This is a genomic window from Thioalkalivibrio paradoxus ARh 1, assembly GCF_000227685.2.
Taxonomy (GTDB): Bacteria; Pseudomonadota; Gammaproteobacteria; order Ectothiorhodospirales; family Ectothiorhodospiraceae; genus Thioalkalivibrio; species Thioalkalivibrio paradoxus.
In genome coordinates this window covers 1,561,545-1,586,295 of record NZ_CP007029.1, presented here as the reverse complement: position 1 = coordinate 1,586,295, position 24,751 = coordinate 1,561,545, and the positions used below count along the sequence as shown (strand labels likewise).

General features: G+C 67.8%; 24 protein-coding genes. 10 read left to right on the top strand and 14 right to left on the bottom strand.

Annotated elements, in window-relative coordinates; all coding sequences use genetic code 11:
- Window positions 1–271 precede the first annotated feature (271 nt).
- The 8 genes from THITH_RS07330 to THITH_RS07295 form a co-directional block, all read right to left on the bottom strand.
- Window positions 272–721 carry a host attachment protein gene (locus THITH_RS07330; protein ID WP_006747731.1) on the bottom strand — a complete coding sequence of 150 codons (450 nt, stop codon included), beginning with the start codon at window positions 719–721 and terminating at the stop codon, window positions 272–274.
- Window positions 722–954: 233 nt separating this feature from the next.
- Complete coding sequence (locus tag THITH_RS07325) at window positions 955–1,635, bottom strand: rhomboid family intramembrane serine protease (protein ID WP_006747732.1); 681 nt, start codon at window positions 1,633–1,635, stop codon at window positions 955–957.
- Between the two features lie 78 nt (window positions 1,636–1,713).
- Window positions 1,714–2,439: a hypothetical protein gene (locus tag THITH_RS07320; RefSeq protein WP_006747733.1), complete on the bottom strand. Its 726-nt coding sequence runs from the start codon at window positions 2,437–2,439 to the stop codon at window positions 1,714–1,716.
- Between the two features lie 55 nt (window positions 2,440–2,494).
- Window positions 2,495–3,187 carry a protein-L-isoaspartate(D-aspartate) O-methyltransferase gene (locus THITH_RS07315; protein ID WP_006747734.1) on the bottom strand — a complete coding sequence of 231 codons (693 nt, stop codon included), beginning with the start codon at window positions 3,185–3,187 and terminating at the stop codon, window positions 2,495–2,497.
- Window positions 3,188–3,220: 33 nt separating this feature from the next.
- Window positions 3,221–3,649 carry a CBS domain-containing protein gene (locus THITH_RS07310; RefSeq protein WP_006747735.1) on the bottom strand — a complete coding sequence of 143 codons (429 nt, stop codon included), beginning with the start codon at window positions 3,647–3,649 and terminating at the stop codon, window positions 3,221–3,223.
- Between the two features lie 38 nt (window positions 3,650–3,687).
- Window positions 3,688–4,560, bottom strand: a complete 873-nt coding sequence (locus tag THITH_RS07305; RefSeq protein ID WP_006747736.1) for a glycerophosphodiester phosphodiesterase family protein — start codon at window positions 4,558–4,560, stop codon at window positions 3,688–3,690.
- Window positions 4,557–6,074 (bottom strand): glycerol kinase GlpK, encoded by a 1,518-nt coding sequence (gene glpK / locus THITH_RS07300; protein WP_006747737.1) that lies wholly within the window; start codon window positions 6,072–6,074, stop codon window positions 4,557–4,559. Before glpK ends, THITH_RS07305 begins: the two co-directional genes overlap by 4 nt.
- A 93-nt stretch (window positions 6,075–6,167) precedes the next feature.
- Window positions 6,168–7,076 carry an alpha/beta fold hydrolase gene (locus THITH_RS07295; protein WP_006747738.1) on the bottom strand — a complete coding sequence of 303 codons (909 nt, stop codon included), beginning with the start codon at window positions 7,074–7,076 and terminating at the stop codon, window positions 6,168–6,170.
- Window positions 7,077–7,411: 335 nt separating this feature from the next.
- On the opposite strand from THITH_RS07295, the gene napF reads away from it, so the two are divergent.
- The 8 genes from napF (at window position 7,412) to THITH_RS07255 (ending at window position 15,198) form a co-directional block, all read left to right on the top strand.
- Window positions 7,412–7,957, top strand: a complete 546-nt coding sequence (gene napF / locus THITH_RS07290) for a ferredoxin-type protein NapF (protein WP_025367374.1) — start codon at window positions 7,412–7,414, stop codon at window positions 7,955–7,957.
- Window positions 7,957–8,277: a chaperone NapD gene (locus THITH_RS17050; RefSeq protein ID WP_025367373.1), complete on the top strand. Its 321-nt coding sequence runs from the start codon at window positions 7,957–7,959 to the stop codon at window positions 8,275–8,277. The genes napF and THITH_RS17050 overlap by 1 nt, the downstream gene beginning before the upstream one ends.
- A 261-nt stretch (window positions 8,278–8,538) precedes the next feature.
- On the top strand, window positions 8,539–11,289 hold the full coding sequence (napA, locus tag THITH_RS07280; RefSeq protein WP_006747741.1) for a nitrate reductase catalytic subunit NapA: 2,751 nt from the start codon (window positions 8,539–8,541) through the stop codon (window positions 11,287–11,289).
- A 23-nt stretch (window positions 11,290–11,312) separates the two neighbouring features.
- The gene (gene napG / locus THITH_RS07275) at window positions 11,313–12,086 is read left to right on the top strand and encodes a ferredoxin-type protein NapG (RefSeq protein WP_006747742.1); all 774 of its coding nucleotides are present in this window, start codon (window positions 11,313–11,315) and stop codon (window positions 12,084–12,086) included.
- Window positions 12,083–13,024 (top strand): quinol dehydrogenase ferredoxin subunit NapH, encoded by a 942-nt coding sequence (gene napH, locus THITH_RS07270; RefSeq protein WP_006747743.1) that lies wholly within the window; start codon window positions 12,083–12,085, stop codon window positions 13,022–13,024. Before napG ends, napH begins: the two co-directional genes overlap by 4 nt.
- Complete coding sequence (locus THITH_RS07265; protein WP_006747744.1) at window positions 13,021–13,473, top strand: nitrate reductase cytochrome c-type subunit; 453 nt, start codon at window positions 13,021–13,023, stop codon at window positions 13,471–13,473. Before napH ends, THITH_RS07265 begins: the two co-directional genes overlap by 4 nt.
- Before the next feature lie 114 nt (window positions 13,474–13,587).
- Window positions 13,588–14,469 (top strand): SAM-dependent methyltransferase, encoded by an 882-nt coding sequence (locus THITH_RS07260; protein WP_041483662.1) that lies wholly within the window; start codon window positions 13,588–13,590, stop codon window positions 14,467–14,469.
- A gap of 282 nt (window positions 14,470–14,751) precedes the next feature.
- The gene (locus tag THITH_RS07255) at window positions 14,752–15,198 is read left to right on the top strand and encodes an invasion associated locus B family protein (protein WP_232222267.1); all 447 of its coding nucleotides are present in this window, start codon (window positions 14,752–14,754) and stop codon (window positions 15,196–15,198) included.
- Window positions 15,199–15,267: 69 nt separating this feature from the next.
- Here the strand turns inward: THITH_RS07255 and THITH_RS07250 are convergent, their stop codons facing one another.
- From THITH_RS07250 to putA, 3 genes are all read right to left on the bottom strand, one after another.
- Window positions 15,268–15,507 carry a DUF167 domain-containing protein gene (locus tag THITH_RS07250; protein WP_006747747.1) on the bottom strand — a complete coding sequence of 80 codons (240 nt, stop codon included), beginning with the start codon at window positions 15,505–15,507 and terminating at the stop codon, window positions 15,268–15,270.
- 76 nt (window positions 15,508–15,583) lie between these two features.
- Window positions 15,584–15,877, bottom strand: a complete 294-nt coding sequence (locus THITH_RS07245; RefSeq protein ID WP_006747748.1) for a TusE/DsrC/DsvC family sulfur relay protein — start codon at window positions 15,875–15,877, stop codon at window positions 15,584–15,586.
- 57 nt (window positions 15,878–15,934) lie between these two features.
- On the bottom strand, window positions 15,935–19,123 hold the full coding sequence (gene putA, locus THITH_RS07240) for a bifunctional proline dehydrogenase/L-glutamate gamma-semialdehyde dehydrogenase PutA (protein ID WP_006747749.1): 3,189 nt from the start codon (window positions 19,121–19,123) through the stop codon (window positions 15,935–15,937).
- Window positions 19,124–19,335: 212 nt separating this feature from the next.
- Here putA and msrA point away from each other — a divergent pair, with 212 nt between their 5' ends.
- Both msrA and THITH_RS07230 read left to right on the top strand, forming a co-directional pair.
- Complete coding sequence (gene msrA, locus THITH_RS07235) at window positions 19,336–19,977, top strand: peptide-methionine (S)-S-oxide reductase MsrA (protein ID WP_006747750.1); 642 nt, start codon at window positions 19,336–19,338, stop codon at window positions 19,975–19,977.
- Between the two features lie 221 nt (window positions 19,978–20,198).
- Window positions 20,199–21,845 (top strand): ExeM/NucH family extracellular endonuclease, encoded by a 1,647-nt coding sequence (locus THITH_RS07230; protein WP_006747751.1) that lies wholly within the window; start codon window positions 20,199–20,201, stop codon window positions 21,843–21,845.
- A gap of 32 nt (window positions 21,846–21,877) precedes the next feature.
- On the opposite strand, the gene gdhA is transcribed toward THITH_RS07230, so the two are convergent.
- From gdhA to THITH_RS07215, 3 genes are all read right to left on the bottom strand, one after another.
- Complete coding sequence (gene gdhA / locus THITH_RS07225; RefSeq protein WP_006747752.1) at window positions 21,878–23,227, bottom strand: NADP-specific glutamate dehydrogenase; 1,350 nt, start codon at window positions 23,225–23,227, stop codon at window positions 21,878–21,880.
- Window positions 23,228–23,456: 229 nt separating this feature from the next.
- Complete coding sequence (locus THITH_RS07220) at window positions 23,457–24,197, bottom strand: energy-coupling factor ABC transporter ATP-binding protein (RefSeq protein WP_006747753.1); 741 nt, start codon at window positions 24,195–24,197, stop codon at window positions 23,457–23,459.
- Entirely contained in the window at window positions 24,190–24,741 is a 552-nt protein-coding gene (locus THITH_RS07215) for a hypothetical protein (RefSeq protein ID WP_232222266.1), read from the bottom strand. The genes THITH_RS07220 and THITH_RS07215 overlap by 8 nt, the downstream gene beginning before the upstream one ends.
- Window positions 24,742–24,751: the final 10 nt, after the last annotated feature.

The window sequence follows — 24,751 nt, the reverse complement described above, 5'->3', positions numbered from 1 at the left end:
TGTTGCCCAAGGAGTATAGACAGCCAGCCGGCGACGACGAGGCTTCCCGCCGCCTGCCCGAAACGGAATGCTGGCCTTTCCTCCAACTGGTGGACCCGCGTGCAGCGCGCCCGTTCGCCGCGATTCCGGATCCGTTTCCGAGACGGCGAATCATGCCGCCACGGCTGGCCGGCGCCGGCCTTGGACCCGGCCGAATCGGAGCATGCGGAGATCGACTGGAAAGCCGACCGCGGTGATGCTTCGCGGCCGGCGTCAGAGAGGTTGACCCGGACTAGTACAGGAAGTCCGGGAGATACGAGCGGAGGGTGCTTGGATCCTCCACCTTGACCACGTTCTTGGCCACCTCGGCTCGCACGGAATGTGCCACGTTCCGGTCCATCACGTCCCTCAGCGCGCCGAGAAAGGACGGCGATGCCACGATCACCAGGTGTTTGAACACGCCCTGGTGGTGAGCCGCCTTGAGCCTCTCCGCCACCATCCGAGCGAAACGATCCCGTTCCAGCTGGGCCGGATCGGTGGCGTCGTCGAAGGCGTGGCGGGCATCGCCGTTGGCACTCGCCCATCCCCGTCCGGGTCGATCGGACACCAGATCCTGGTTCTGCGCCCGCGACTCGCTGTGCGACAACGCCTCCACGTCACTCAGCCCGTGACACGCACGGCCCTCGCAACACAGGATGCGCGCACGCGCGGCATCCGCAACCACAATCCAGACAGTATCCATGCAGATCCTCCGTTTCGGAACACATCGGCACCCTTGCGGGCGGGTACTGGGGATACAGGCGACCGCACCGCCCTGAACCGGTCCCGGAACCCACTGTAACCCCTACTACAAGTGTAGCTGTTCCAAGCCCCGCCCCGCGCCGTGCATCTGCGAATGCCGCTGGCGCCGCCGAGCCCGGGCCACCAGCGACACGACACCGCCGATCCCGGTGCTCCCACAGACCCTGCCTTCGCCTACCACCAGAAAACCCGCCGGCGTGGCCGCAGCGGCAGTTTCCCGCGCCAGTACTGGATCAGCAGGAAGCCGAACAGCATTCCGCCGAGGTGGGCAAAGTGTGCGATTCCGGCCACGGTTCCGGTGATGCCGGCAAACAGTTCGAAGGCGCCGTACCCGATCACGAAATACTTCGCACGGATCGGCACTGGCAACAGCAGGAAGATCAGCCGCTGATTCGGAAACATCATGCCGAACGCGAGCAGGATCCCGAACACGCCTCCCGAAGCTCCGATCGTCGGATAGATCTCGTCGTTCATCACGCCGTACGACGCCACTGCCAGCTGGATCAGACCGGCACCGATCACGCAAACCAGGAAATACACCGCGAACAGCCGGGACCCCCAGGCGTTCTCGAGCTGGACGCCCAGCATCCACATCGCGAACAGGTTCAGAAACAGGTGCAGCAGGCCGCCATGGAGAAAGCCATAGGTCAGCAACTGCCAGACCTCGAACGGCGGCACCCGAACGAGTTGCCCGTCCTGTTCGATGACCTCGGGGGTACCCGCCGGCCACAGCGCGAAATGCACCAGCAGCGGCTCGAACGCGAACAGCTGCAGCAGAAACATCAGGATATTGGAGATCAGCAGAAAGCTGATCACCGGCGGAAACAGTCTGGGGCGGGGTTCCTGCCCGTTCATCGCCGGGACACCGCCGGCATGGCCCGCTCATCCCCCCGCCGGCGTCGCGATGGGGACCGCGGGCGCAGGAAACCCGAATCAGTTGATCGGCAGCCGCGCACGCAGCTCGTCGCGATCGAACCACCAATGGTCACCGACGATCGCGTCGAGCATCCGGCCCAGGCGCTGGAACAACTTGTCGGTGTCGTTGAGTTCGTACATCTCGATCCAGGTTTCCAGCGTTTCCTGGTCCTCGATTCCGCGGTGCCGGCGCGCGACGCGGGCAATGACCTGTGTGGTCAGGAACGTCAGACTGTCCCGTTCCCGCCCCTCGGCCCGCAGCCCTGCGATGTAGTGCGCGACCATCGCCGCGACCGCCGCTCCATCGGCCTGCTCCGGGGTTTCGTCCACCACGTGGGTCAGCATGGTCACGGTTGTCTGCGCCTTGACCGGGTAGGTCACGCCGAGCCACACACCCTGCCCGAGCGCCAGGATCGAATCCTCCTGCTCCGCACGGTAGAGCAGGTCGCAGGCCTCGACCGCCTCCTGCCAGGCCTCGGCGGCCACCAGCGGCTCCACCAGCGGCCGCACGGTTTCCCAGGCCTCCGGCTTGCGCTCCAGGCCGATCAGGGTCTCGCCGATATCGAGCAGCACGTGGGCGCGGTGAATCAGCGGCGAATCCGGCCCCAGTGCGGCCAGATGGGCCCGGTGCTCGGCCAGCTGCTGCTCGAGCGCGGCGAGGCTCTCCGGCCCGATGGTGCCGGTGATGAAACTGTCGGGGTTGGACTGCGGGTCGTGGTTGTTCATCAGAGGGTCGATTGCCATGGCTTGCCAGCGAGCCTGCTTTGTACCGAAGCCCTCGGCTGCACGCAACCAACCGTCAGCTCTCGGGGGCAAGTGCGCCGCCGTCGCCGCCGACCAGCGGCACGAAGATCACCGCGAGTATGCTGCGCCGGTGCACGGTCCCGTCGGTGCCCCGGGTCACCAGCGTCAGATCCTGCCCGAACCAACGGGAATCGACCGGGATCACCAAGCGCCCCCCCTCCTTCAGCTGCTCGATCAGCGCCGGAGGAATCGACTCCGCCCCGGCCGTGACGATCACCGCATCGAACGGGGCCGCCTCGGGCCAGCCACGACGGCCGTCGCCCGCCCGGACCCGCACGTTGCGGTACCCCAGCCGTTGCAGGCGCTCGGCGGCGGCTCGGGCGAGTTCCGGCACCACCTCGACGCTGAACACCTCCTGCGCCAGTTCCGCGAGCAGCGCGGCCTGGTACCCGGAACCCGTCCCGATCTCGAGCACCCGGCTTTGGGGGTTGAGTTCGAGCAGCTGCGTCATCAGCGCCACGACGAACGGTTGCGAGATCGTCTGGTCATGCCCGATCGGCAGCGCACGGTTCTCCCAGGCGAAACGCGCGCTGTCGTCGGGCACGAAGGCATCACGCGGCACCCGCCGTAGCGCGTCGACCAGCCGTGCGTCCGGCGCCGAGATCCCGGTGCTTCCGGCGGTCTCCCGGAACTCGCGTTCCACCTCGGCGACCAGCGTATCGATTTCCTGTCTGCGAGAACTTGCCACGGTCGTCTCTCCAAGCCCCCGGCTGCCCCACGATCAACTGGCGATGTAGTGTTCGAGCTGGGAGATGATGAACTGCTGCTCGTCGATGATCGCCTTGACGAGATCCCCGATCGACACCAGCCCGACCAGCTGGCCGTGCTCCAGCACCGGCAGGTGGCGAACACGCTTGTCGGTCATCAGCGCCATGCATTCCTCTACCGTGCGTTCGGGTTCCACGCAGGTCACACGCAGCATCATGATCTCGCGCACCGGGGTATTGCGGGAACTCCGGTCCATCAGGATCACCTTGCGTGCATAATCGCGTTCGGAGATCAGTCCGACCAGACGCCCGTTCTCCAGCACCGGGAGCGCACCGACCTCGTGATCGGCCATCAGCCGCAGCGCCTCGAACACACTCGCTTCCGGACCGATGCTGTAGACATCGTGGCCCTTGTCGTTCAGGACTTCACGGACCTTCTTCATCCTCCAGCCTCCAGGTTTACCCGCGTGTACCCCACAGTCTAGCCATCATTTCCCGGGTCGGCTCGGCGCGGACTGCCCTGTCCTTTCCTGCGTGCTGCGCCGCCCGGCGCAGCCTCTCGTTGCCGCGCGCGGGAAGTCAGCGCCCGCTGCATCTCCGCGATCGCGAAAGTCTCGATCAGGTCGACGCCGCGCCGGTGCAGGCGCATCGCCAGATCCGGATCCGCGACTTCGTAGACCGCGACCCGCGTCCCCGGCAACGCCAGCGCACCCTCGCGCGGCAGCCCCGCAACCGCGCAGAAGAGGTACTCGGGGCGCAACCGCGCCAACGCCGAGCGGTCCCGCCAGCGGCTGATCACGCCGCCGATCGCGTGCCAGCCGACCGGGCCGGACGCTTGCTCGAGCCGTTCCCGGGCCGCACCGAGCACCGCTGCAGAGCGGGCGATCAGACCACAGCGGCCGGCGACCGGCTGTAGTTCTGCGGCGATCGCGTCCAGTACGCGGGCCACGCCGAACTGGCGTACCGCAGTCGACTTGGCTTCGACGAACGCCGTGATGCCGGGGTGGGCGTCGAGAAAGCGACGCAGACCCGACAACGGCAACAGCGGCGTGCCGTGGAACTTCCGGCCAAAACGCCCCGGCTCGTGCGCGGAGAGCCGCTCGAGCTCGGCGAACGGCCATCGGTGCACCAGGCCGCCAACCCCGCAGACCCGGCGCAGCCCATGGTCGTGGAAGAGCACCGGCACGCCATCGGCCGCCAGCTGCACGTCGACTTCAACGAACCGCGCTCCCGCGGCCGCGGCCGCCTCGAGGGCAGGCAACGTGTTCTCCGGGTATCGGGCCGCATAGCCCCGGTGCGCAATCAGGTCTGGGCGCGACCCGGGATCGCCGGGGGTCTCGACTCCGGCAGTCATCCGTCCGCGTCCTCGCGTGCCCAGCCGCGGGACAGTTCGACCGCGCGCAGCCAGCGCCGGTACAGGCGTTCGCGTTCCGGTTCGGGCAGGCTCGGGGTGTAGCGGTTGCGCACCCGCCAGTGTCGCGCGAGTTCCTCGCGGTCGTTCCAGAAACCGGTGGCCAGTCCCGCGAGGTACGCGGCCCCGAGGGCGGTGGTCTCGACCGTCTCCGGCACCACCACCGTGCTGGCCAGGATGTCGGCCTGGAACTGCATCAGCACCGGGTTCAGCGCGGCACCGCCATCACAGCGCAGCTCGGCGAGCCGGATTCCCGAATCCCGCTGCATCGCTTCCAGCACGTCCCGGGTCTGGTAGGCAATGCTCTCGAGCACCGCCTGGGCCACCTGCGCCTTCCCGGTGCCGCGGGTCAGGCCGATCAGCAGCCCGCGGGCGTGTGGATCCCAATGCGGCGCGCCGAGCCCGGTCAGCGCCGGCACGAAGTAGACCCCCTCGTTGTCGGCAACGGAACGCGCGAGCGCCTCGGTCTCCGCCGCCGACGCAATCATCCCCAGGCCGTCCCGCAGCCATTGCACAGCCGCACCGGTGACGAAGATCGCACCCTCCTGGGCATACTCCACGGGTTCGTCGCCAATGCCCCAGGCGATCGTGGTCAGCAGGCGCTGGTGGCTGGGCACCGCCTTGGTACCGGTATGCTGCAGCACGAAGGATCCGGTGCCATAGGTGTTCTTGGCCATGCCGGGTTCGTGACAGGCCTGGCCGAACAGCGCGGCCTGCTGATCGCCGGCAATGCCCGCGATCGGAATCGGCCGGCCGCCGGGAACGACCTCCGGGTCGGTATGCGCATAGATCCAGGACGACGGCATCACCTCGGGCAGCAGCTGCGCGGGGATCTCCAGCAGTTCCAGGATCTCCTCGTCCCAGCGCAGGTCATGAAGGTTGTACAGCTGCGTGCGCGACGCATTCGAGTAATCGGTCACGTGCGCGCGCTGTCCGCTCAGCCGGAAAACCAGCCACGAATCGATGGTACCGAACGCAATCCTGCCGCTACGCCCGCGCATCCGCAGATCCGGATCCTGCGCCAACAGCCAGTGCAGCTTGGTTGCCGAGAAGTACGGGTCGATCAGCAGGCCGGTGCGCTCCTGCAGCCAGGCCTCCAGCCCGCGCTCGCGCAGCGCGTCGCAGAACCCGGCGGTCCGCCGGTCCTGCCAGACGATCGCCGGCCCTAGCGGCCGCCCGCTGGCCCGGTCCCACAGCACCACGGTTTCGCGCTGGTTGGTGATCCCGATCCCCTGCAGATCGTCGGCGCGGATGCCGCCGTCGCGTAGCGCCTCCCCGAATACGCGCAGCGTGACCGACAGGATTTCCTCGGCGTCGTGTTCCACCCAGCCGGCGCGCGGATAGTGCTGCATGAATTCCGCGTAGGCTCGGCTGCGCACCCGCCCGTCGTGGTCGAACACGATCGCAGTGACACCGGTCGTGCCCGCATCGATCGCGAGGATCCATCGTTCCGCCATCCCACATTCCTCCTTTCCGCAGCCCTGGGGCCCGGGAGATCCGCTTCCGGCCGGCCGCGCTGACCGGAAGGACCCCCCTGCGCCCTGGGGTGATCAGTCGGCGGGGGCGGCCGTCTCCAGCGTTGCCAGCCAGTGTTCGATATGCAGCCGCAACGCCTCCGGCTCCTCCGCATGAATCCAGTGTTCCGCCTCGACCACCGCGATGCTGTGGCGAGGGATCGCCCGCAGCAGCGACTGGGCGCGCCCGCAATCGCCGAATCGGTTGCCCGAGGAAAGCAGCACCAGCGTCGGGGCCTGCAGCCGGTCCCAGGGCGGCATCGGGCGCAGCGTCTCCCGCAGCGACTGCAGGTAGCTCGCAACCGGGACATAGCGCAGGTCATGCAGCGGCGAGCCGTAGCGCCGGGTCAACGCCTGCCGGTCGCGCCCCTCGGCCATCTTCCGGCGGGTCTCGCGGTCCAGTGCCTCCAGGTCCAGACGCGGTAGCAAGCGGCGCCACAGCCCAAGCCGGTTGGCCACCAGTACCGCGCCGGCCAGCGGCCCGAGCAGCCCCCGTGCCCGGGCCAGCATCCCGAGCCCACCGGACAGCGTCTCGGCCAGCATCGGCTCCACCAGGATCAGGCCACGCACCCGTTCGGGGAAGCGCAGTGCGAACCGTGCGGCGACATTGGCTCCCAGGCAGTGGCCGCCGATCACGCAGTCGGCGAAGCCCTCCTGGTCCAGGATCGCCGCCAGATCCGCGACCCAGTCTTCCGACCGGATCGGCTCGCGGACCACCGACAATGCCTGGCCGCGCAGGTCGGGTACCAGCACGGTCCAGTCCCGCGTCAGCGAGCTGGTCCGGACCAGCTCGTTCCAGCGGCTGCCATTGCTCGCCAGACCGTGCAGCAGCATCAGTGCGCGATCGGACTCGCCCGCGCGCCGGTAGTGCACCGGCCCATCGCCCAGCCTGAGGATCGCCTGCTCCATCGTCAAAGCATAGGGCACTGTCAGCGCAATCGGCATCCTTTCCATGCACACCAGCGCGTCTGTGCCGCCCCCCTTCGGACATATCTATCTTTTAGTAGAAGCACCTACCCAAACGGCGTTATCCGATCTTCCTCTGAAGCCCAATAACGGCCGCAACTTAGTGTAATCGGAAGCATTTCGTTTGTTTTTCCCACAATGATGGACTAGTCATAAACCGCGCAATCGGAAGGCTTGCGCAATCACATCCCATCCTGGGAAGTACCCATGGTTACCCGGCGATCGTCTTCAGTGTGCAAGTACCGGCAGCCAGGCCAAACCCAGGCGGTGACACCCGAACAACCCTGCTGCGCCATCGGCGCCGGACCATCTGTGTGACCAAGACGAATCCCAATCGAGCGCAATTCCTTCGCGGCCGACTCAGCACCCGGAATTTTCCCCTGCGCCCGCCTTGGTCTCTGGACGAGGCCAGGTTCACCGACCTGTGCACGCGCTGCATGGACTGCGAACAGTACTGCCCCGAAGGCATCGTGGCCCGGGGAAGCGCGGGGTTTCCCGAGGTCGACTTCGCACAGGGCGGGTGCACGTTCTGCGGCGACTGCGTAACGCGCTGCCTGCCGGGGGCACTATCCGTCGGCGCGATGGCAGAGCTGCCCCCCTGGGATTTGAACCTGGAATTCACCGCCGCCTGCCTTGCGCGGGGGGGCGTGGTCTGCCGGACCTGCGCAGACCGCTGCGTTGCCAGAGCGATCCGCTTCCAGCCCCATTCCGGCGGCGCGTTTCTGCCGATGCTCGACTCCGGTCGCTGCACCGGCTGCGGCGCCTGCAGGGCGGCCTGTCCGGTCGACGCCGTCCACCTGTATCGCAATCCCGGGCCGGACCGTCGCGGGTCCGCCGACCAACTGAAGAGGAACGGATGATGAATCTCTCAGGAATCGTAGTGATCTGCCCGCCCGAACGGCTGGAAAGCGTCGAATCGGCGCTCAGGGAGCTCTCCGGTGTGGAAGTCCATTACCAGGATCGGGACCAAGGCAAGATCGTCGTGGTTCAGGAAGCTCAGTCGATCGAGGCCGAGATGAACGGACTACGCCGCATCAAGGCCGTACCGGGCGTGATCCTTGCCGATATGGTCTACCACTACTTCGAAGAAGACCCCGAGATCCTGGAAGGCCTGCAGAACGTGCGCCGGAATCGGCCCGAAAAGGGCTCTGACATTTCCTCGTCCACGCTTCCGCGCTGACGTTCACGGCCAGCGGCTACCCTGAATGATGAAAAGGCGAGCCACGGTAAGCACGGACAGGCACCGACATCGGGTTGGATCCGTCTCTTCTCCCGTGATTTCCGTGTCCTTCCATGGCTGCCTTGTCATGACAACGAGCATCGCGATCGGCGCTACGCGTTTCCGCACCACAGATTGCCGGGACGCGAAGGGCGGCTCCCTTCACATCAAGGCACCGCGACCGCGACACGAACAACGTATTCATCCTGGAGGTACCCTCTGATGACAGTCTCCCGACGCGAGTTTCTCAAGGCCGGCATCGCCGCCAGCACCGCTTCCATGGCCGGGCTCTCCCTGGGTCCAGCCGCCCTCGCCGCGGCCCAGCAGGCCGAGCAGGCCGAGCAGGACTGGAAATGGGACAAGACCGTCTGCCGGTTCTGCGGCACCGGTTGCGGGCTGATGCTCGCGACCAAGAACGGCCGCGTGGTCGCCCAGAAAGGTGACGTCGAAAACCCGGTCAACCGGGGCTGGCAGTGCGTGAAGGGCTATTTCAACGCCAAGATCATGTACGGTCAGGACCGGCTGACGCAGCCGCTGATGCGCATGAAGGATGGCCAGTTCCACAAGGAAGGCAACTTCGTCCCGGTGTCCTGGGAGCAGGCATTCGACGAAATGGAGCGCCAGCTGCGCAAGACCTACGCGGAGAAGGGTCCGGAGGGAATTGCCTGCTTCGGCTCGGGCCAGTGGACGGTGCAGGAAGGCTACGCGATGAACAAGCTGTTCAAGGCGGGCTTCCGGGCCAACATGGTCGACCCCAACGCGCGCAACTGCATGGCGAGCGCGGTGGCCGCATTCTACAGCACCTTCGGAACCGACGAGCCCGCTGGCAACTACGATGACATCGAGCACACGGACACGATGATCCTGTGGGGCGCGAACATGGCCGAGATGCACACGGTGCTCTGGTCCCGGATCATGAACCGGCGCATGAGCAACCCGAATGTCCGGGTCGTCAACCTGACCACGTTCCGCAACATGAGCTCCGACGGTGCGGACATGGAGATCATCTTCAAGCCGAACACCGACCTCGCGATCCTGAACTACCTCGCGCGCGAAGTCATCGCCCGCGGTGCGGTGAACGAGGACTTCGTGAACAAGCATTGCATCTTCACCACCGGCCCGTACGACATCGGCTACGGTCTGCGCGCCGACCCCGAGGGCCAATGGACCTTCCCTGCGGAGGCGGACATCGTCGCGAAGGAACTGAAGGTCGCGCTCGACCAATACGAAGCGGTCGGCCAGCGCCGCCGCGAGGGCGAGGTCGTCGAGCAGAACAACCGTGCCAACCCCGGGGCACACTGGAGCATCAGTTTCGAGGATTACAAGAAGGCCCTCGAACCCTACACGCTCGACTTCGTTGCCGAGTTCGCCAAAGGCGATGGCGCTGAGTCGCTGGAGGACTTCAAGCGGAAGCTGAAGGATCTTGCCGACCTCTACGTCGACCAGCAGCGCAAGGTTGTGTCCTACTGGACCATGGGCGTGAACCAGCACACCCGCGGCACCTGGGTGAACGAGCAGATCTACGCGGTGCACCTGCTGCTCGGCAAGCAGAGCCAGCCCGGCAATGGCGCGTTCTCGCTGACCGGTCAGCCGAGCGCCTGCGGCACCGCGCGCGAGGTCGGCACCTTCGCGCACCGGCTGCCCGCAGACCGGCTGATTCCCGTGCCGGCACACCGGGAGTACACCGAGAAGCAGTGGAAAATACCGGCGAAGACGATCAGCCCGAAGGTGGGCTCGTTCTACGCCAAGATCATGCGCGATCTGCAGGACGGCAGCGTCAAATGGGCCTGGGTGCAGGTCAACAACCCGTGGCACACCCACCCCAACTCCAACCACTGGATCGCCGCGGCACGCAAGGCGGACAACTTCATCATCGTCTCCGAGGCATACCCCGGAATATCCGCGAAGGTTGCCGACCTGATCCTGCCGGTCGCGATGATCTTCGAGAAGTACGGAGCGTACGGCAACGCCGAACGCCGCACCCAGCACTGGCGCGAGATGGTCCCGCCTCCGGGCAACGCCAAGGGTGATCTGTGGCAGGTACTGGAGTTCTCCAAGCGCTTCACGATCGGTGACTTCTGGGGCGAACAGACGGTCCCCGGCCTGAGGGCCGCCGGCTACGACGACGACAAGCTGCCGAGCGTGCTCGCCGAGGCCGGGGCCATGGGCTACTCGCCTGAAGACAGCCTCTACAAGGTGCTGTTCGCCACCCCCGACAACATGAAGTACAAGTGGCCGGACCCGATCGCCAACGGGGGCGGCAACCATACCTCGGAGGCGCTCGGCGACGGCTGGTTCGTCGAAAAGGCGCTGTGGCAGGAGTACGTGCCGTTCGGGCGCGGGATCGGCAAGGACCTCGCCGACTACGACGTCTACCACGGCGTGCGCGGCCTGCGCTGGCCGGTGGTCGACGGCAAGGAAGGCAGCTGGCGCTTCAACGAACAGTACGACCCCTACGTGACCCGGGGTGCCGGCTTCGAGTTCTACGGCAAGCTGCAGAAGGCGATCCCCAGCGGCGATCTGGACCAGGTCACCGACACGACAGCGGTGCCCCTGCCCAACAAGGCCAAGATCTTCTTCCGGCCGTATTCCGCCCCGGTCGAGCAGCCTGACGACAACTACGACCTCTGGTTCTGCACGGGCCGCGTGCTCGAACACTGGCATTCAGGGACGATGACGCGGCGCGTGCCGGAGCTGCACCGTGCGGTGCCGGCCGCCGTCCTCTGGATGCATCCGGAGGACGCCCGCGAGCGCGGCCTGCAGCGCAACGACCTGGTCTGGCTCGAGTCGCGGCGCGGCAAGGTGCAGATCCGGGTGGAGACCGGGGGCCGCAACACCATGCCCAAGGGCACCGTGTATGCGCCGTTCTTCGACGAAGGGGTGTTCATCAACAAGGTGTGCATCGACGCCGCCTGTCCCATCTCGAAGGAAAGCGACTACAAGAAGTCCGCGGTGAAGGTGTACAAGGCCTGAGCGGCGGACGTCGGGGGCACGCGATGCCGGGTACGAGCAACAGCCGCAGGTCCTTCCTGATCAAGCTGGTCCAGGGCGCGAGTCTCGCGGCCTCGGCCGGCCTGGTCTGGACCTACGTGCTGCGCAACCAGGCACGTGCGACCCCGTTCGCGCTGCGTCCGCCGGGCGCACGCGACGAGGCGGAGTTTCACGCACTGTGCATCAAGTGCGGCCAGTGCGTGAACGCCTGCCCCTACGACACCCTGCGCCTGGCCACCGCCTGGGAACCGCGCTCGATCGGTTCCCCCTATTTCCTGCCCCGGCAAAACCCCTGCCTGATGTGCCCGGACATCCCCTGCCAGGCTGCCTGCCCCACCGGCGCCCTGTCCGGGGAACTCGACAGCATCGAGGACGCCCGGATGGGTCTGGCGGTGATCGATACCGAAACCTGCCTATCGTGGCAGGGGTTGCGTTGCGAGGTGTGCTACCTCGCCTGCCCCGTCTCGGGCAAGGCGATCTCGGTGGAACGCCGGCCGGGACTTGCCGGCGGCTACGCGCGGATGGTGCCCTGGGTGCATTCCGACCATTGCACCGGCTGCGGGGTCTGCGAGAACCGCTGTCCGACCGAAGAGGCGTCGATCCGGGTCGTCCAGGCCAGCCTCGTCCAGGGACGCATGGGACCCCACTACCAGATGCAGGTTGCAGACCCCGCCGGCTTGATGGTTTTCGACCCGCCGGCGCTGGAGCCCGGCCGCGCGCCCGCGGAATCGCCGTTCGTCCCGGGACTGGACGCGCTCAACCTGGATGACCTGCCGTGAGTGCCGAGCAAACCCCACGCACGGCCCCCAACGGCCGCCCGGTTCGCCTTTACCGGTTGCCGGACTCTCTGTCCGGGAAACTCTGGGCCTGGCGCTACCTGATCCTGCGGCGCGTGACCCAGTTCTCGGTGCTGCTGCTGTTCTTTGCCACGGCCCACTGGGCATGGACCCTGTTGGACGAGCCCCTGCTCTCCGGCAACCTGAGTTCATCCAGCGTGGTCGGGCTGATTCCGCTCGCGGACCCGTTCGCGGTGCTGCAGATCCTGCTCACCCGCCACTTGCTCTCGACTGAGGTACTGATCGGCGCTGCGATCGTTCTGGTGTTCTATGCGCTGATCGGCGGGCGGGTTTTCTGCTCCTGGGTCTGCCCGGTCAACGTGGTCACCGACTTTGCGGGCTGGCTGCGCGACCGTTTCGATCTCGGCAACGCACTGCACCTGAATCGCAACCTGCGCTACTTCGTGCTCGTGCTCGCGCTGGTGCTGTCCCTGATTACCGGCCTCGCGGCATTCGAATGGGTCAGTCCGATCGCGATGCTGCACCGGGAGCTGATCTTCGGCATCGGCATGGGGCTGATCGGGGTGGCCGGCATCTTTCTGTTCGACCTGATGGTGCTGCGGCACGGATGGTGCGGCCACCTGTGTCCGCTCGGGGCCTTCTACGCGGTGGTCGGCAAGGCGGCGCAGCTTCGTGTCCGCTTCGACGAAAGCACCTGCACCCGCTGCGGCGAGTGCATCCGCGTCTGCCCGGAACCGCAGGTGCTGAACCTGAACCAGGCCGCAGAGCGCGGTCTCGTCACCTCGGGCGAGTGCACCAACTGCGGACGCTGCGTACCCATCTGCCCGGAGGACAGCCTGAGCTTCGACCTGAGACCGCTGATCGCCCGCCATAACCAACGACCACATGTCACCGAACCCTCGGCTAGGAGGACAACATGAAATCACGCGCCTTTCCTGGAATCGCCTTGCTTGCCCTGTTCGCACTCAGTCCTGCCCATGCCGGCGACGACGCCCTCGATCCAGACCGGATGGGCCTGAGCCCCGTCAGCGTGTTCGAGATCCCTGCACCCGACGCGTTCACGTTCCCGGACACGCGTCCAGGCTCCGGTGAGACCCTCCCGCGGGGATTTCCCGGTGCTCCGCCCCAGGTCCCGCACAGGATCGAGACTTACCTGCCGATCACACTTCAGAGCAACCGGTGCCTGGGCTGCCACGACGACCTCGAAATGATCGGCCAGGAACTTGCGGTTGATGACCCTACGCCGATGCCCAAAACCCACTACATGCAGGTCGAGGACCGGTTGGTCCCCAGTGGCGAGAACCATGTCTGCACGCACTGCCACGTTCCCCAGGCCGACGTGCCCCCACTGACCGGTTCGACGTTCTGACGAATCGCTCCGCGGCGGCAGGCAACGGGGCCGCCACGGTCGCGGAGCGGCAAGATAAGCAGACGATGGGGATCACATGGTTGCATGTCGCCGGCGGCAGTCAACAATGACGGCATGACGCCCAATCGCCTCCAGCGGTATTACGACCGCAACACCGACCTGTTCCTGCGCATCGGCAGCAGCGGCCCGGCGCTGGCGCTGCACCGGGGTCTCTGGCCTCCCGGGATTCACAGCGGCCGGGAGGCCGCCCGGCAGATTCATCATCTGATCGCCGATACGATCCAACGCGCATTTCCCGAGGGGCCCCGCGCCATTCTGGATCTCGGCTGCGGCGTCGGCGGCACCCTGTTCGATCTTGCCGGCCGTTTCCCTGGCAGCCGGCTCGTCGGAATTACCCTCAGCGGGCGCCAGGTCGCCATCGCCCGGGAACAGGCGCGGCAGCGGGGCCTTGCGGAGCGCTGTCGCTTTCTTCAGGCCGATTTCGAGGCCCTATCGCTCGGGCAGGCGTTCGACGCGATCGTTGCAGTCGAGTCCTTCGCCCACGCAAGGGAGCCCGGGCGCTTCCTGGCAACCTGCCACCGGCATCTTGCAGGCCCCAACGCTCGGGTCATCGTTGTCGACGACTTCCTCGATCCATCGGTCGCCATCGCCGGAGCCCCGGCGCGCGCCAGGATCGAAACCTTCCGCTCGACCTGGAACCTCCCGGGCCTGGGTACGCTGGAAGACTTCCTGGGGCTGGCCACCCGCGCGGGACTGCGCCATGCGGAAACCCGGGATCTGTCCTCGTGGGTCCGCACGGACCGCCCCCGCGATCGGCTGGTCTCCTGGGTCAGCCCGATCGCTGGGCGACTGGGCCTAGACCGCTTCCCGTTCTGGGCCAACGTGATCGGCGGCAATGCGCTGGCCGACGCAATCCGCGAGGGCCACATACGCTATTGCCTCGTCACCTGCACCGGGCCGGCCGGCCCGGTGAGCCGGGCAGCGCCACCAAACTGACAGCCGCACAGCGCAGCGGACGCAGAAAGCCGTCGACCCGACAGCGCCCTCGCGGCCGGCGCCTCACCGGTCTCGGGCGCCAGCGGCGATCTCCGGCCCGGCTCGCTGTACGATTGCCCGGCCCATGCCCGCAGGTCCTCTTGACGCGCTCCTCGGCGCTGGATAGCTTTGCCGCGTCCATCCGCCAGGAGAACGGCCATCATCCCTGCAAACTTTCCGAACCCCGCGCGATCCACGATCGTCGCCCGCCTGCTGGTCATCGCCGCGCTGGTAGCGGCGCCGTTGGCCGCGTGGGCCCAGCTCGACGGACCGGTCCGGCCCGGCCCCACCCATCAGGACTGGCAGGTTCTCTGCGAGGACGATCCGACGGGCGAGAGCTGTTTCATCACCCAGACTACCGTCGACGAGGACGACGAGCCCGTGATGCAGGTGTCGGTGGGCATCCTCGAGGGCAGCCCCGCGATGGTGATCCATCTGCCGCTGGGCCTCGACCTGCGCGCCGGCGTGCTGTTCGAGATCGAGGACCGGGTACAGCGCGAGTTCCCCTACCAGACCTGCCTGCCGAATGGCTGCCGAGCCTTGGCACCGGTCGACGATGAGATGCTGCAAGCCATGCGCGCGGGCAGGACGTTTCGGATCGGGGTCGTGCCGATCGGCGCCGAGCGCTTCGCAGTGATCGAAGGCTCCCTGATGGGCTTCACCGCGGGGTTCCGGGAAATCAGCGAATAAACCCGTTGCCGCCGGGCCGCGGGTTTCGGCCATCGCCCGAACGGCGCGGCCCGGCGGCAATCCCAGCGCTCAGTCCGAGATTTCCACCCACTTGCTGCGGCCGGACGCGCCCCGGCGAATGCGGACCTGCGACCGTCCCACCTTGAAGTAACGCGCGATCAACGCGACCAGTTCGTCATTGGCCCTGCCGTCGACCGGTGGCGCCTTCACGCGGGCGGTCCATGGCCCATTCGGGTCCGATTGCAGTTCGGACACCCGAGCGCCGGGCTTGACCCGCACCTGCAACAGGCGCTTCCCGGGGTTCGGCATCACGCCCACGCGCGTTGCCGAACCCCGAGACACCGGGGCCCGCTTGGCCGCCGGGGCGCCCGCAGCATGGTCGCGGCTACACGCAACCGGTAGGCTTGGGCAGCCCACCGTACTTGGTGATCGGCTTCATCGGCCCGGTCATCCAGGTCTTGAACATCCCCTTCTGGTCGGCCTCGAGGTACTTGGCAAACTTGCGGATCGGCGGTACCACCGCGTGATCGTCGAAGTACTCGCGCGCCTTCAGAATATGCTCCCATTTCTCGTCGTCGAGTTCGACACCGTCGGCGTCGGCCATCGCCTGGCCGATCTCGGGGGTCCAGAGATCGCGGTCGACAAGGTAGCCATCCCCGTCACGTTCGGGAAGAGTCATGCTGTACTCCTGATGGTGGATATTTCGGGTGCAATAGTTTAGCACAGCACTCAGGAATTATCCGGTCTGCCGACCATCATCGCCGGCAGATCCGCAGGCGTGATCCGGATCGTCCGCGTCCGCTTGCGCCAGCAGCGAGGCGTTGCCGCCGACCGCCGCGGTGTTGATCGTCAGTACGCGTTCGGTCGCGAAGCGGTGCAGGTAGCGGGGGCCGCCGGCCTTCGGCCCGGTCCCCGAGAGGCCTTCCCCTCCGAACGGCTGCACACCGACCACCGCCCCGATCTGGTTACGATTCACGTAGCGGTTTCCCGCATGCACGCGGTCCGCAATCCGCCGGGCCCGGGAGTCGATCCGGGTGTGCATCCCGAAGGTCAGGCCGTAGCCTGCCGCGTTGATCGAATCGACCACCCGATCGAGCTCGTCGACCCGAAAGCGCGCCACGTGCAGCACCGGACCGAAGATCTCGCGCTCCAGATCCTGGATGCCGCCGACCTCGACCGCGACCGGCGCAACGAAATGGCCGTTCGCGGTCACGGCTCCGAGACGCCCCTGGCCGAGCACTTGGTGCCCGCAGTGCCGCAATGCCGCGACATGGGCCTCGATCTGCTGCTGGGCATCGGCGTCGATCACGGGTCCGATGTCGGTCTCCAGCCACGCCGGATCGCCGACCACCAGTTCGTCCATGGCGCCGGCCAGCAGATCGAGCACGGGGTCCGCGAAATCCTGTTGCAGGTAGAGCATGCGCAGCGCGGAGCAGCGCTGCCCGGCACTGCGAAACGCCGAATCGAGCACATCGGTCACGAGCTGCTCGGGCAGCGCGCTGGAGTCGGCGATCATCGCGTTGATTCCGCCCGTTTCGGCGATCAAGGGCAGGATTGGTCCCTCCCGGGCCGCAAGCACGCGGTGGATCGCCTGCGCCGCTGCGACCGACCCGGTAAACGCGACGCCGTCGATCTCCGGACGTGCGACCAGGGCCGCACCGGTCTGTGCATCTCCGGGAAGCAACTGCAGCACGGCCGGCGGGATCCCGGCCGCATGGAACAGCTCGACCGCGCGCGCGGCGGTCAGCGTGGCCTGCTCGGCCGGCTTCGCCAATACCGCGTTGCCAGCGGCGAGTGCGGCCGCCACCTGGCCGCAGAAGATCGCCAGCGGAAAGTTCCACGGACTGATGCAGGCGAACACCCCGCGCCCGCGCAGTTCGATCTCGTTATGTTCCCCAGTCGGCCCGGGCAGCACCTGCGGCTGTGCGAACTCGGCCCGCGCCCGGGCAGCGTAATAGCGGCAGAAGTCGACCGCCTCACGAATCTCGGCGACGCTGTCCGGGATCGTCTTCCCGGTCTCGCGCACGCAGCGGGCCATCAGTTCCGCGCGGTGCGTCTCGAGCAGGTCGGCCATGGTTTCCAGACAGCGCGCACGTCCGGCGGCGGGCGTCGCCTCCCAGCCCGGCGCCGCGGCCCGGGCCACCGCGGCGGCTCTGGCGACCGCGCCCGGATCGGCCCAGACCGCCTCGCCGACCGCGCGCCGGCGGTCGGCCGGATCGAATACCGGGCGCGAGATACCCGGCTCGGCGCGGCCGTCGATCAGCGGGGCCGCCTGCCAGCGGCGTGCCGCGGCCGTAGCCAGCGCCCGGCCCAGCGGCACGACCGTCTCCGGGTCGTTCAGGTCCACTCCCGCAGAGTTGCTCCGCTCGGCGCCGAACAAGTCCGCCGGCAGCGGAATCCGGGGGTTGCGCACCGGTTCTTGTGCCGCGGACTGCTCGACCGGATCGGCCACCAGGTCCGCGACCGGAACGCCCGGATCGTGGATGCGGTTCACGAAGGAGTTGTTCGCGCCGTTCTCGAGCAGGCGCCGAACCAGATACGGCAGCAGCTCGCGGTAGCGGCCCACCGGAGCGTAGATCCGGCAGGGCACGCCGTGCCGCTCCCGCAGCACCTCGTGCAGCGCCTCGCCCATGCCATGCAGCCGCTGGAACTCGAACGGCCGGCCTGCCGCCGCGTCGAGCACCCAGGCCACGGTATGCGCGTTGTGCGTCGCGAACTGCGGGTACAACCGGCCGCGCGTGTCCAGCAGCCGCCGGGCACAGGCGAGGTACGATAGGTCCGTATTGATTTTGCGGGTAAAGACCGGATAATCCGCCAGGCCCTGAAGCTGGCAGAGCTTGATCTCGGTGTCCCAGTACGCCCCCTTGACCAGGCGCACCATCCAGCGCCGGCCGTGCCGCCGGCCAAGATCGTCGAGCCAGTCGATCAGCGCAACGCAGCGCTTCTGGTACGCCTGGACCGCCAGCCCCAGGCCATCCCAGCCACGCAGTTCCGGGCGCGCCGAAACCGCCTCGATCAGATCCAGCGACAGATCCAGCCGGTCGGCCTCCTCGGCGTCGACGCACAGGCCGACGCCGGCCGCGCGCGCCGCCGTGGCCAGCGCCGCGAGACGCTCGACCAGTACCGGGAGCGCGCGCCGCCGCTGGGCGAAGGCATAGCGCGGATGCAGCGCCGACAGCTTGACCGATACGCCCGGTGCCTGCTCGACTGCACCGCTGCCACTGTGCGCGCCCAGGGCTTGGATCGCGCTGGAATAGGCGTCGAAATAACGCTCGGCGTCGGCCGCCGTCAGCGCGGCCTCCCCGAGCATGTCGTACGAGTGGCGGTAGCCCAGATCCCGCTCCCGCTGCCCCTGTCCCCAGGCCTCGGTGAGAGTCTGCCCCGCGACGAACTGCTGCCCGAGCGTGCGCATCGCCTGCCGGACCGCCTGCCGCAGCAGTGGCTCGCCGATGCGCTGCACCAGGCCCTGCAACACCCCCGCTTCGTTGCCCGCACCCGGCTCGCGCGCCTGTGCCACCCGTGCGCCCAGGATCAGCGCCCAGGTCGACGCATTCACGAACAACGAATCGCTATGGCCTCGATGCGTCTCCCAGTGCCCAGCGCCGATCCGGTCGCCGATCAGCCGGTCCGCGGTCGCGGGATCCGGCACCCGGAGCAGTGCCTCGGCCAGGCACATCAGCACCACGCCCTCGCGGCTCGACAGATCGTACTCGCGGATCAACGCATCGATGCCACCTCCGCTGCGCGCGCGTTCGCGAACCGCCCGAACCAGCGTCGTGGCCTCGGCCCGCACCCGTTCCCGGCTCGCACCCTCGATCCGGGCAGCCGTGGCCAACTCACGGACCAATGGACCCTCGGCGAGCCGCAGCCGTGTGCGCAGATGGCGGCGCAACGCGCCGGGCTCCGGCAACGCTTCGACGATCATGTCGCTCCTCCGCTGTCGGCATGGCAACCGGAATCGCCCGGGGTCCCCCGGGCGGGGCGGTGCAAGAATTCAGACCCGGATCCGTCTGCAAGGGTTTCCGCCGGCGGCGATCGGGGCTCCGGGGGAATTCCCCGGCGGCGCCGGTAGTCTCATCCAATGTTCGGTGCCGCCTACGGCACCCTGGATCTTGAAGCGAGCGGAGGACCGAAACGATGCCTGTCCCGATTCCACGCCACTGGCGCGCGTTCCTGCTGGCCGGCCTCCTGCTGCTCACCCTGCCCTTCACCCACGCAGCGGAGCCATCCACCGATGCCACGGCGCCCGAGGAGACCGGCTTGGCCACCTTTGCCGGCGGCTGTTTCTGGTGCATGGAACCGCCATTCGATGCACTCGAGGGCGTCATCTCGACCACCTCGGGCTACACCGGCGGCCACCTGGAAGACCCGAGCTACGAACAAGTGGTCACCGGCGGCACCGGCCACTATGAAGCCGTGCAGATCGTCTACGATCCCGCGGTCGTCTCCTACGAGCGCCTGCTGCAGGTGTACTGGCGCAATATCGACCCGCTGGACGCCGGCGGCCAATTCTGCGACCGCGGCGATCCGTACCGCTCCGCGGTCTTCTATCACGACCCGGAACAGCGCCGGCAGGCGGAAGCGGCGCTGCAACGCAAGGGCGAGCATTTCGAAGACCGGATCGCGACCCGAATCCTGCCCGCCGCGACGTTCTACGAGGCCGAGGAGTATCACCAGGGCTATTACCGCAAGAATCCGATCCGCTACCGCTACTACCGATTCACCTGCGGCCGCGACGCCCGCCTGCGCGAACTCTGGGGCAGCGAAGCCGGCGGCTGAGGGCGTGCCGGCGGCGAGCCTGAAGCGGCCCGCGGATTGATCCAGCATTACCGACAGGCTCGGTTGTCCCGATGCTGAATCTCGGCTCCGGATGCTCCCCCGCGAGCAGGATTCCCGGGAAACCAACAGGACGCAGGGCGCCGCCGACTTGCCGCATCGCACCGGGCGTTCGAGAATGGGCGCGCCGCAAACGCGCGGTGCCACCAGGGAACGACCACAACATGCGCGGATGGATCCGGCTCGCAGCACTTCTTTGGTTCATCGTCGCCGCGGTTCCGGCGTCGGCGGACTGCAGCCGCGACGGCACGACCCCGATCGCGGATCTGCGTGCCGGGGCGGTTCCCGAGAACCGCAACGTCGCGGTGAAGGGCGTCGTCACCGGTGTGTTCGTGGGGGGCGACCGGCTCGGCGGTTTCTACCTGCAGGACCACCGCCAGCCACCGTCGGGGCTATTCGTCTACGCACCGGCGCTCGAACCCGGCGATCTGCGCCCCGGCCACCGGGTCCGGGTCGGCGGCCGATTTGTCCGTTTCCACGGTCGCCCCCAAGTCAGCCGAGTCGAGGCCTTCAGCGACTGCGGGTACGCGGGCCTGCCGGAGCCGGTGCCCCTGCGCCTGCCGGAGGACGCCAGCCGCCTCGGGGAACTTCAGGACGTGAAGGTGCGATTCCCGGACGCGTTGACCGTGACCGGCAACTACGAACTCGGCCGCTACGGCAGCCTGCGCCTGTCGTCGGGAGGCCGCCTGCTGCGAACCGGCGATTCCGGATCCGCCGCGAAACGGCTCGGCGAACGCCAGATCGTGCTCGACGACGGCAGCTACCGCGCCAAACCCGACCCGATCCCGTATCTGGATGCAGCAGGCACCCGCCGGGCCGGAGACACGGTTCAGGGGCTGACCGGAATCCTGACCCATGCCTTCGGCGCGCATCGCGTGCACCCGACCCGCGAACCGCAGTTCGCGACGGGCAATCCCCGGCCCGAACCACCGCCTCCGCCGGCGACCGCGGCGCTACGCGTCGCCACGCTGAACGTGGAGAACTACTTCCTGTCGCTGGGCCAGCGGGGCGCGCGCAACCGTGCTGAATTGCAGCGACAGCGGCAAAAACTCGCCGCCGCGGTCCACGGGCTCGACGCCGACGTGCTCGCCCTGGTCGAGGTCGAGAACCGCCGCGAGGCGCTGTCCGACCTGGTACAAAGAATCAACGACCGGCTGCCGCCAACGCGGCACTACGCGATCGCCGCGCACCCCGGCAGCGGCACCGACGCGATCCAGGTAGCGCTGCTCTACCGCCCGGCGCGCGTGGATCTCGTGGCCACCGAAGCCGACGCCGATCCAGTGCACAACCGCCCGCCGGTGCTCGGCTGGTTCCGTGCGTCTTCCGGAGGGCCCCTGCTCGGCGTGACCGCAGTGCATTTCAAGGCCAAGGTGGGCTGCCCGGACACCGGCGACATCGACCGTGGCCAGGGCTGCTGGAACCGGCTGCGCACGGCCCAGGCACAGCGCCTGCTGGACTGGATCGAGACGCTGCGGCCCGACCGCGCGCCGGTGGTGATCGCGGGCGACATCAACGCCTATGCAGCCGAGGATCCCGTGCAGCTGCTGCGGGCCGTGGGCAAGACCGACCTCGCGGGCGAAGCGCTGTCCCGGCTCGACCGCTATACCTACGTGTTCCGCGGCCAGGCCGGCCAGCTCGACTATCTGCTGGCCGCCCCCACGATTGCCGGCGAGCGGCTCGCCGCCGCCGGGGTATGGCACATCAACGCGGATGAACCCCCGTTTCTCGGGTACGACGGCCGCCGGCCTGCGGGCGGGCCCTGGCGCGCTTCCGACCATGACCCGGTCTGGGCCGACATCCGCTGGCGGTAAAGGCCCGCCGACAGCCTGCCGGACCGGGGCGGCTAGACCAGCCCCAGCGCGACCATCGCGTTCGCGACGCGCAGGAACCCCGCGGTATTCGCACCGACCACGTAGTTGCCCGGCGCGCCGAACTCCTCCGCCGTCTGGTGGCAGTCACGGTGGATGTTCATCATGATCTCGCGCAGCCGCTCCTCGGTGTATTCGAACGTCCAGGAATCGCGGCTGGCATTCTGCTGCATTTCCAGCGCGCTGGTCGCGACCCCGCCGGCGTTCGCGGCCTTGCCGGGTCCGAACGCGATCCCCGCTTCCTGGAACACCTTGACGCCCTCTGGCGTGGTCGGCATGTTCGCGCCTTCTGCGACCGCAATGCAGCCCTGCGAGACGAGCGTGGCGGCATCCTTGCCGTTCAGTTCGTTCTGCGTCGCGCAGGGCAGCGCGACCTCGCACGGCACGGTCCAGATACTGCCATCGGCCAGGTAGGTGGCATCCCGACGCTCCTCGGCGTAGGCGCTGATCCGGCGGCGCTCGACTTCCTTGATCTGCTTGATCAGGTCCAGGTCCAGTCCATTCTTGTCCACGATCACGCCGTTGGAGTCGGAACAGGCGATCACCTTGCCGCCCAGCGCGTGGATTTTATCGATCGCATAGATCGCGACATTGCCGGATCCGGACACTACGCAGGTCTTGCCCTCGAGGCTGTCGCCGCGCACCTGCAGCATCTCCTGCGTGAAGAACACGGCGCCGTAGCCGGTGGCCTCGCGGCGCGCCCGACTGCCGCCCCAGTCCAGGCCCTTGCCAGTGAACACGCCGGACTCGTAGCGGTTGGTGATGCGTTTGTACTGGCCGAACAGATAGCCGATCTCGCGCTGCCCGACGCCGATGTCGCCAGCCGGCACGTCGGTGTACTCGCCGATGTGGCGGTAGAGTTCGGTCATCATGCTCTGGCAGAAGCGCATGATCTCGGCATCGGAGCGGCCCTTGGGATCGAAGTCGCTGCCGCCCTTGCCGCCGCCGATCGGCAGACCGGTCAACCCGTTCTTGAAGATCTGCTCGAAGCCCAGGAACTTGATGATCCCGAGGTAGACCGACGGGTGAAAACGCATCCCGCCCTTGTACGGGCCCAACGCGCTGTTGAACTCGACCCGGAACGCACGATTGATATGCGTGTTGCCCCGATCATCCTGCCAGGGCACGCGGAAGATGATCTGGCGCTCGGGCTCGCAGATACGCTGGATGATCTTGTGCTCGGCGAATTCCGGGTACTTGACCAGAACCGGCCCCAGGGTTTCCAGCACTTCGTGCACCGCCTGGTGAAACTCGGTTTCGCCCGGGTTCCGCCGCAGCACGTCCTGGTAGATCGGTTCCAGTTTTTCGTCGAGCCCTGCCACCATGATTGTCGTTCTCCTCAAGTCGATCGGCCCGAGCACCGTTGCGCACGCCCGGCCCCGGAATGTCGTGAACCCCGTACCGACCCTGCAGCAACGCGGGCCCGGCGGGGATTTCCGCCTCGGGGTACCGTCGGCGGGGGCGCACATGATCCGCAAAACGCGCCGCCAACGCCAGCCCTCGCGGCCCTGGCCACCCCGGCGCCGCGGTTTGCGCCCGCCGCGCCGGCGCGACCTACGGCACTGCGGCAAGCCCCTGCGCGACCAGGAGATCCCGATCCGGCGGCCCTCCGGCGCTGCGGCTGTCATAGACCACCCGGTGTTGTTCCGACAGGATCACGACACGGTCGCCGAGCTGCGGCACCTGCGCCATCTGGTGGGTCGCGATCACCGAGGTGATGCTGCGGTCGCGCAACCACTGCAGCAGCCAGCCGGCCGTGCGCGGATCGAGGTTCGCGGTCGGCTCGTCGAGCAACAGCACCTCCGGCTCGACCGCCAGCAGGCAGGCCAGGCATAGCCGCTGCTTCTCGCCGCCGGAGAGTTCGAACGGCGGCACGTCGAGGAAGGGCGCGAGCCGCAGGCGGTCGGCCCAGATCCGGATCCGCTCGTCGCGTTCGGAACCCGGGAGATGGCGCAGACCGAAGGCGATCTCCTCGCGCACCGTCGGGTTGAACAGCATCGCCTCCGGATGCTGGAACATCAGCACCACCCGCCGGCGAAACTCCTGCTGCCAGGCCCGGTCCTGCAGCGTCCGGGAATCGATCCTCCGCCCGTCGAACCGGAACTCGCCCGCGGTCGGCGGGATCAGCGCGTCGAGTACCCGCAGCAGGGTGCTCTTGCCGCAGCCGTTGGTGCCGAGCAGGACCACCCGCTCGCCGCGCCCGATCGCGAGATCGACGCCGGCAAGCGCACTGCGCCCGTTCGGGTAGGCGACATCGACCCCGCGCAGTTCCAGCAACGGCGCCGCATCAGTCATCCAGCGCCCCGCGCGAGCGCATCGCCTGTGTAACCAGCTCCGCGTTATGAACTCCCTTGTCGAGCGCCGCGAGCCCCACCGCGGCGCTGCCGAGGTAGCGCTGGCGCAGGCTCGGCGCCAGCACGGTCCGGCTGCGCTGGGCGAGACGGTAGTCCTGCGCCAGCCGCCGGAACAGCAGCATCTGCCCGCGCACGATCACCAGCCAGCGCCGGGCCCTGGGCCAGAGCAGCAGCGCACGGTCCAGGTTCACTGCCCGCACCATCCAGGCCGTCAGCAATGCCAGCAGCAGCACCCGGAGGTTGATCAGGACCAGCGCGTCGAACACCGGCTGTCGGGTCAGGTAGCCCATCAGCAGGTAGCCTGCGGAGATCAGCAACAGCAGCCACCACACCGGGCGCAGTGCGCGCAACAGCAATGCCACGCGCCCGGAACCCGAAGCCAGTAGCACGCCGGCCAGCGCCAGCGCCAGCAGCCGGGGGTCGTGCACCAGGGTCGTTGCGACGACCGCCACCAGGTAGAGCACCAGGCGCAGGGAGTGGGGCACCGCCACCGGA

Coding starts and splice junctions, on each gene's coding strand:
- THITH_RS07330 (WP_006747731.1), bottom strand. CDS start 721: ATGGATACTGTCTGGATTGTGGTTGCGGATGCCGCGCGTGCGCGCATC.
- THITH_RS07295 (WP_006747738.1), bottom strand. CDS start 7,076: ATGCCGATTGCGCTGACAGTGCCCTATGCTTTGACGATGGAGCAGGCG.
- glpK (WP_006747737.1), bottom strand. CDS start 6,074: ATGGCGGAACGATGGATCCTCGCGATCGATGCGGGCACGACCGGTGTC.
- THITH_RS07320 (WP_006747733.1), bottom strand. CDS start 2,439: ATGGCAATCGACCCTCTGATGAACAACCACGACCCGCAGTCCAACCCC.
- THITH_RS07305 (WP_006747736.1), bottom strand. CDS start 4,560: ATGACTGCCGGAGTCGAGACCCCCGGCGATCCCGGGTCGCGCCCAGAC.
- napG (WP_006747742.1), top strand. CDS start 11,313: ATGCCGGGTACGAGCAACAGCCGCAGGTCCTTCCTGATCAAGCTGGTC.
- THITH_RS07220 (WP_006747753.1), bottom strand. CDS start 24,197: ATGACTGATGCGGCGCCGTTGCTGGAACTGCGCGGGGTCGATGTCGCC.
- THITH_RS07245 (WP_006747748.1), bottom strand. CDS start 15,877: ATGACTCTTCCCGAACGTGACGGGGATGGCTACCTTGTCGACCGCGAT.
- THITH_RS17050 (WP_025367373.1), top strand. CDS start 7,957: ATGAATCTCTCAGGAATCGTAGTGATCTGCCCGCCCGAACGGCTGGAA.
- putA (WP_006747749.1), bottom strand. CDS start 19,123: ATGATCGTCGAAGCGTTGCCGGAGCCCGGCGCGTTGCGCCGCCATCTG.
- THITH_RS07230 (WP_006747751.1), top strand. CDS start 20,199: ATGCGCGGATGGATCCGGCTCGCAGCACTTCTTTGGTTCATCGTCGCC.
- gdhA (WP_006747752.1), bottom strand. CDS start 23,227: ATGGTGGCAGGGCTCGACGAAAAACTGGAACCGATCTACCAGGACGTG.
- msrA (WP_006747750.1), top strand. CDS start 19,336: ATGCCTGTCCCGATTCCACGCCACTGGCGCGCGTTCCTGCTGGCCGGC.
- napA (WP_006747741.1), top strand. CDS start 8,539: ATGACAGTCTCCCGACGCGAGTTTCTCAAGGCCGGCATCGCCGCCAGC.
- THITH_RS07260 (WP_041483662.1), top strand. CDS start 13,588: ATGACGCCCAATCGCCTCCAGCGGTATTACGACCGCAACACCGACCTG.
- THITH_RS07250 (WP_006747747.1), bottom strand. CDS start 15,507: ATGCCGAACCCCGGGAAGCGCCTGTTGCAGGTGCGGGTCAAGCCCGGC.
- THITH_RS07310 (WP_006747735.1), bottom strand. CDS start 3,649: ATGAAGAAGGTCCGTGAAGTCCTGAACGACAAGGGCCACGATGTCTAC.
- THITH_RS07265 (WP_006747744.1), top strand. CDS start 13,021: ATGAAATCACGCGCCTTTCCTGGAATCGCCTTGCTTGCCCTGTTCGCA.
- THITH_RS07325 (WP_006747732.1), bottom strand. CDS start 1,635: ATGAACGGGCAGGAACCCCGCCCCAGACTGTTTCCGCCGGTGATCAGC.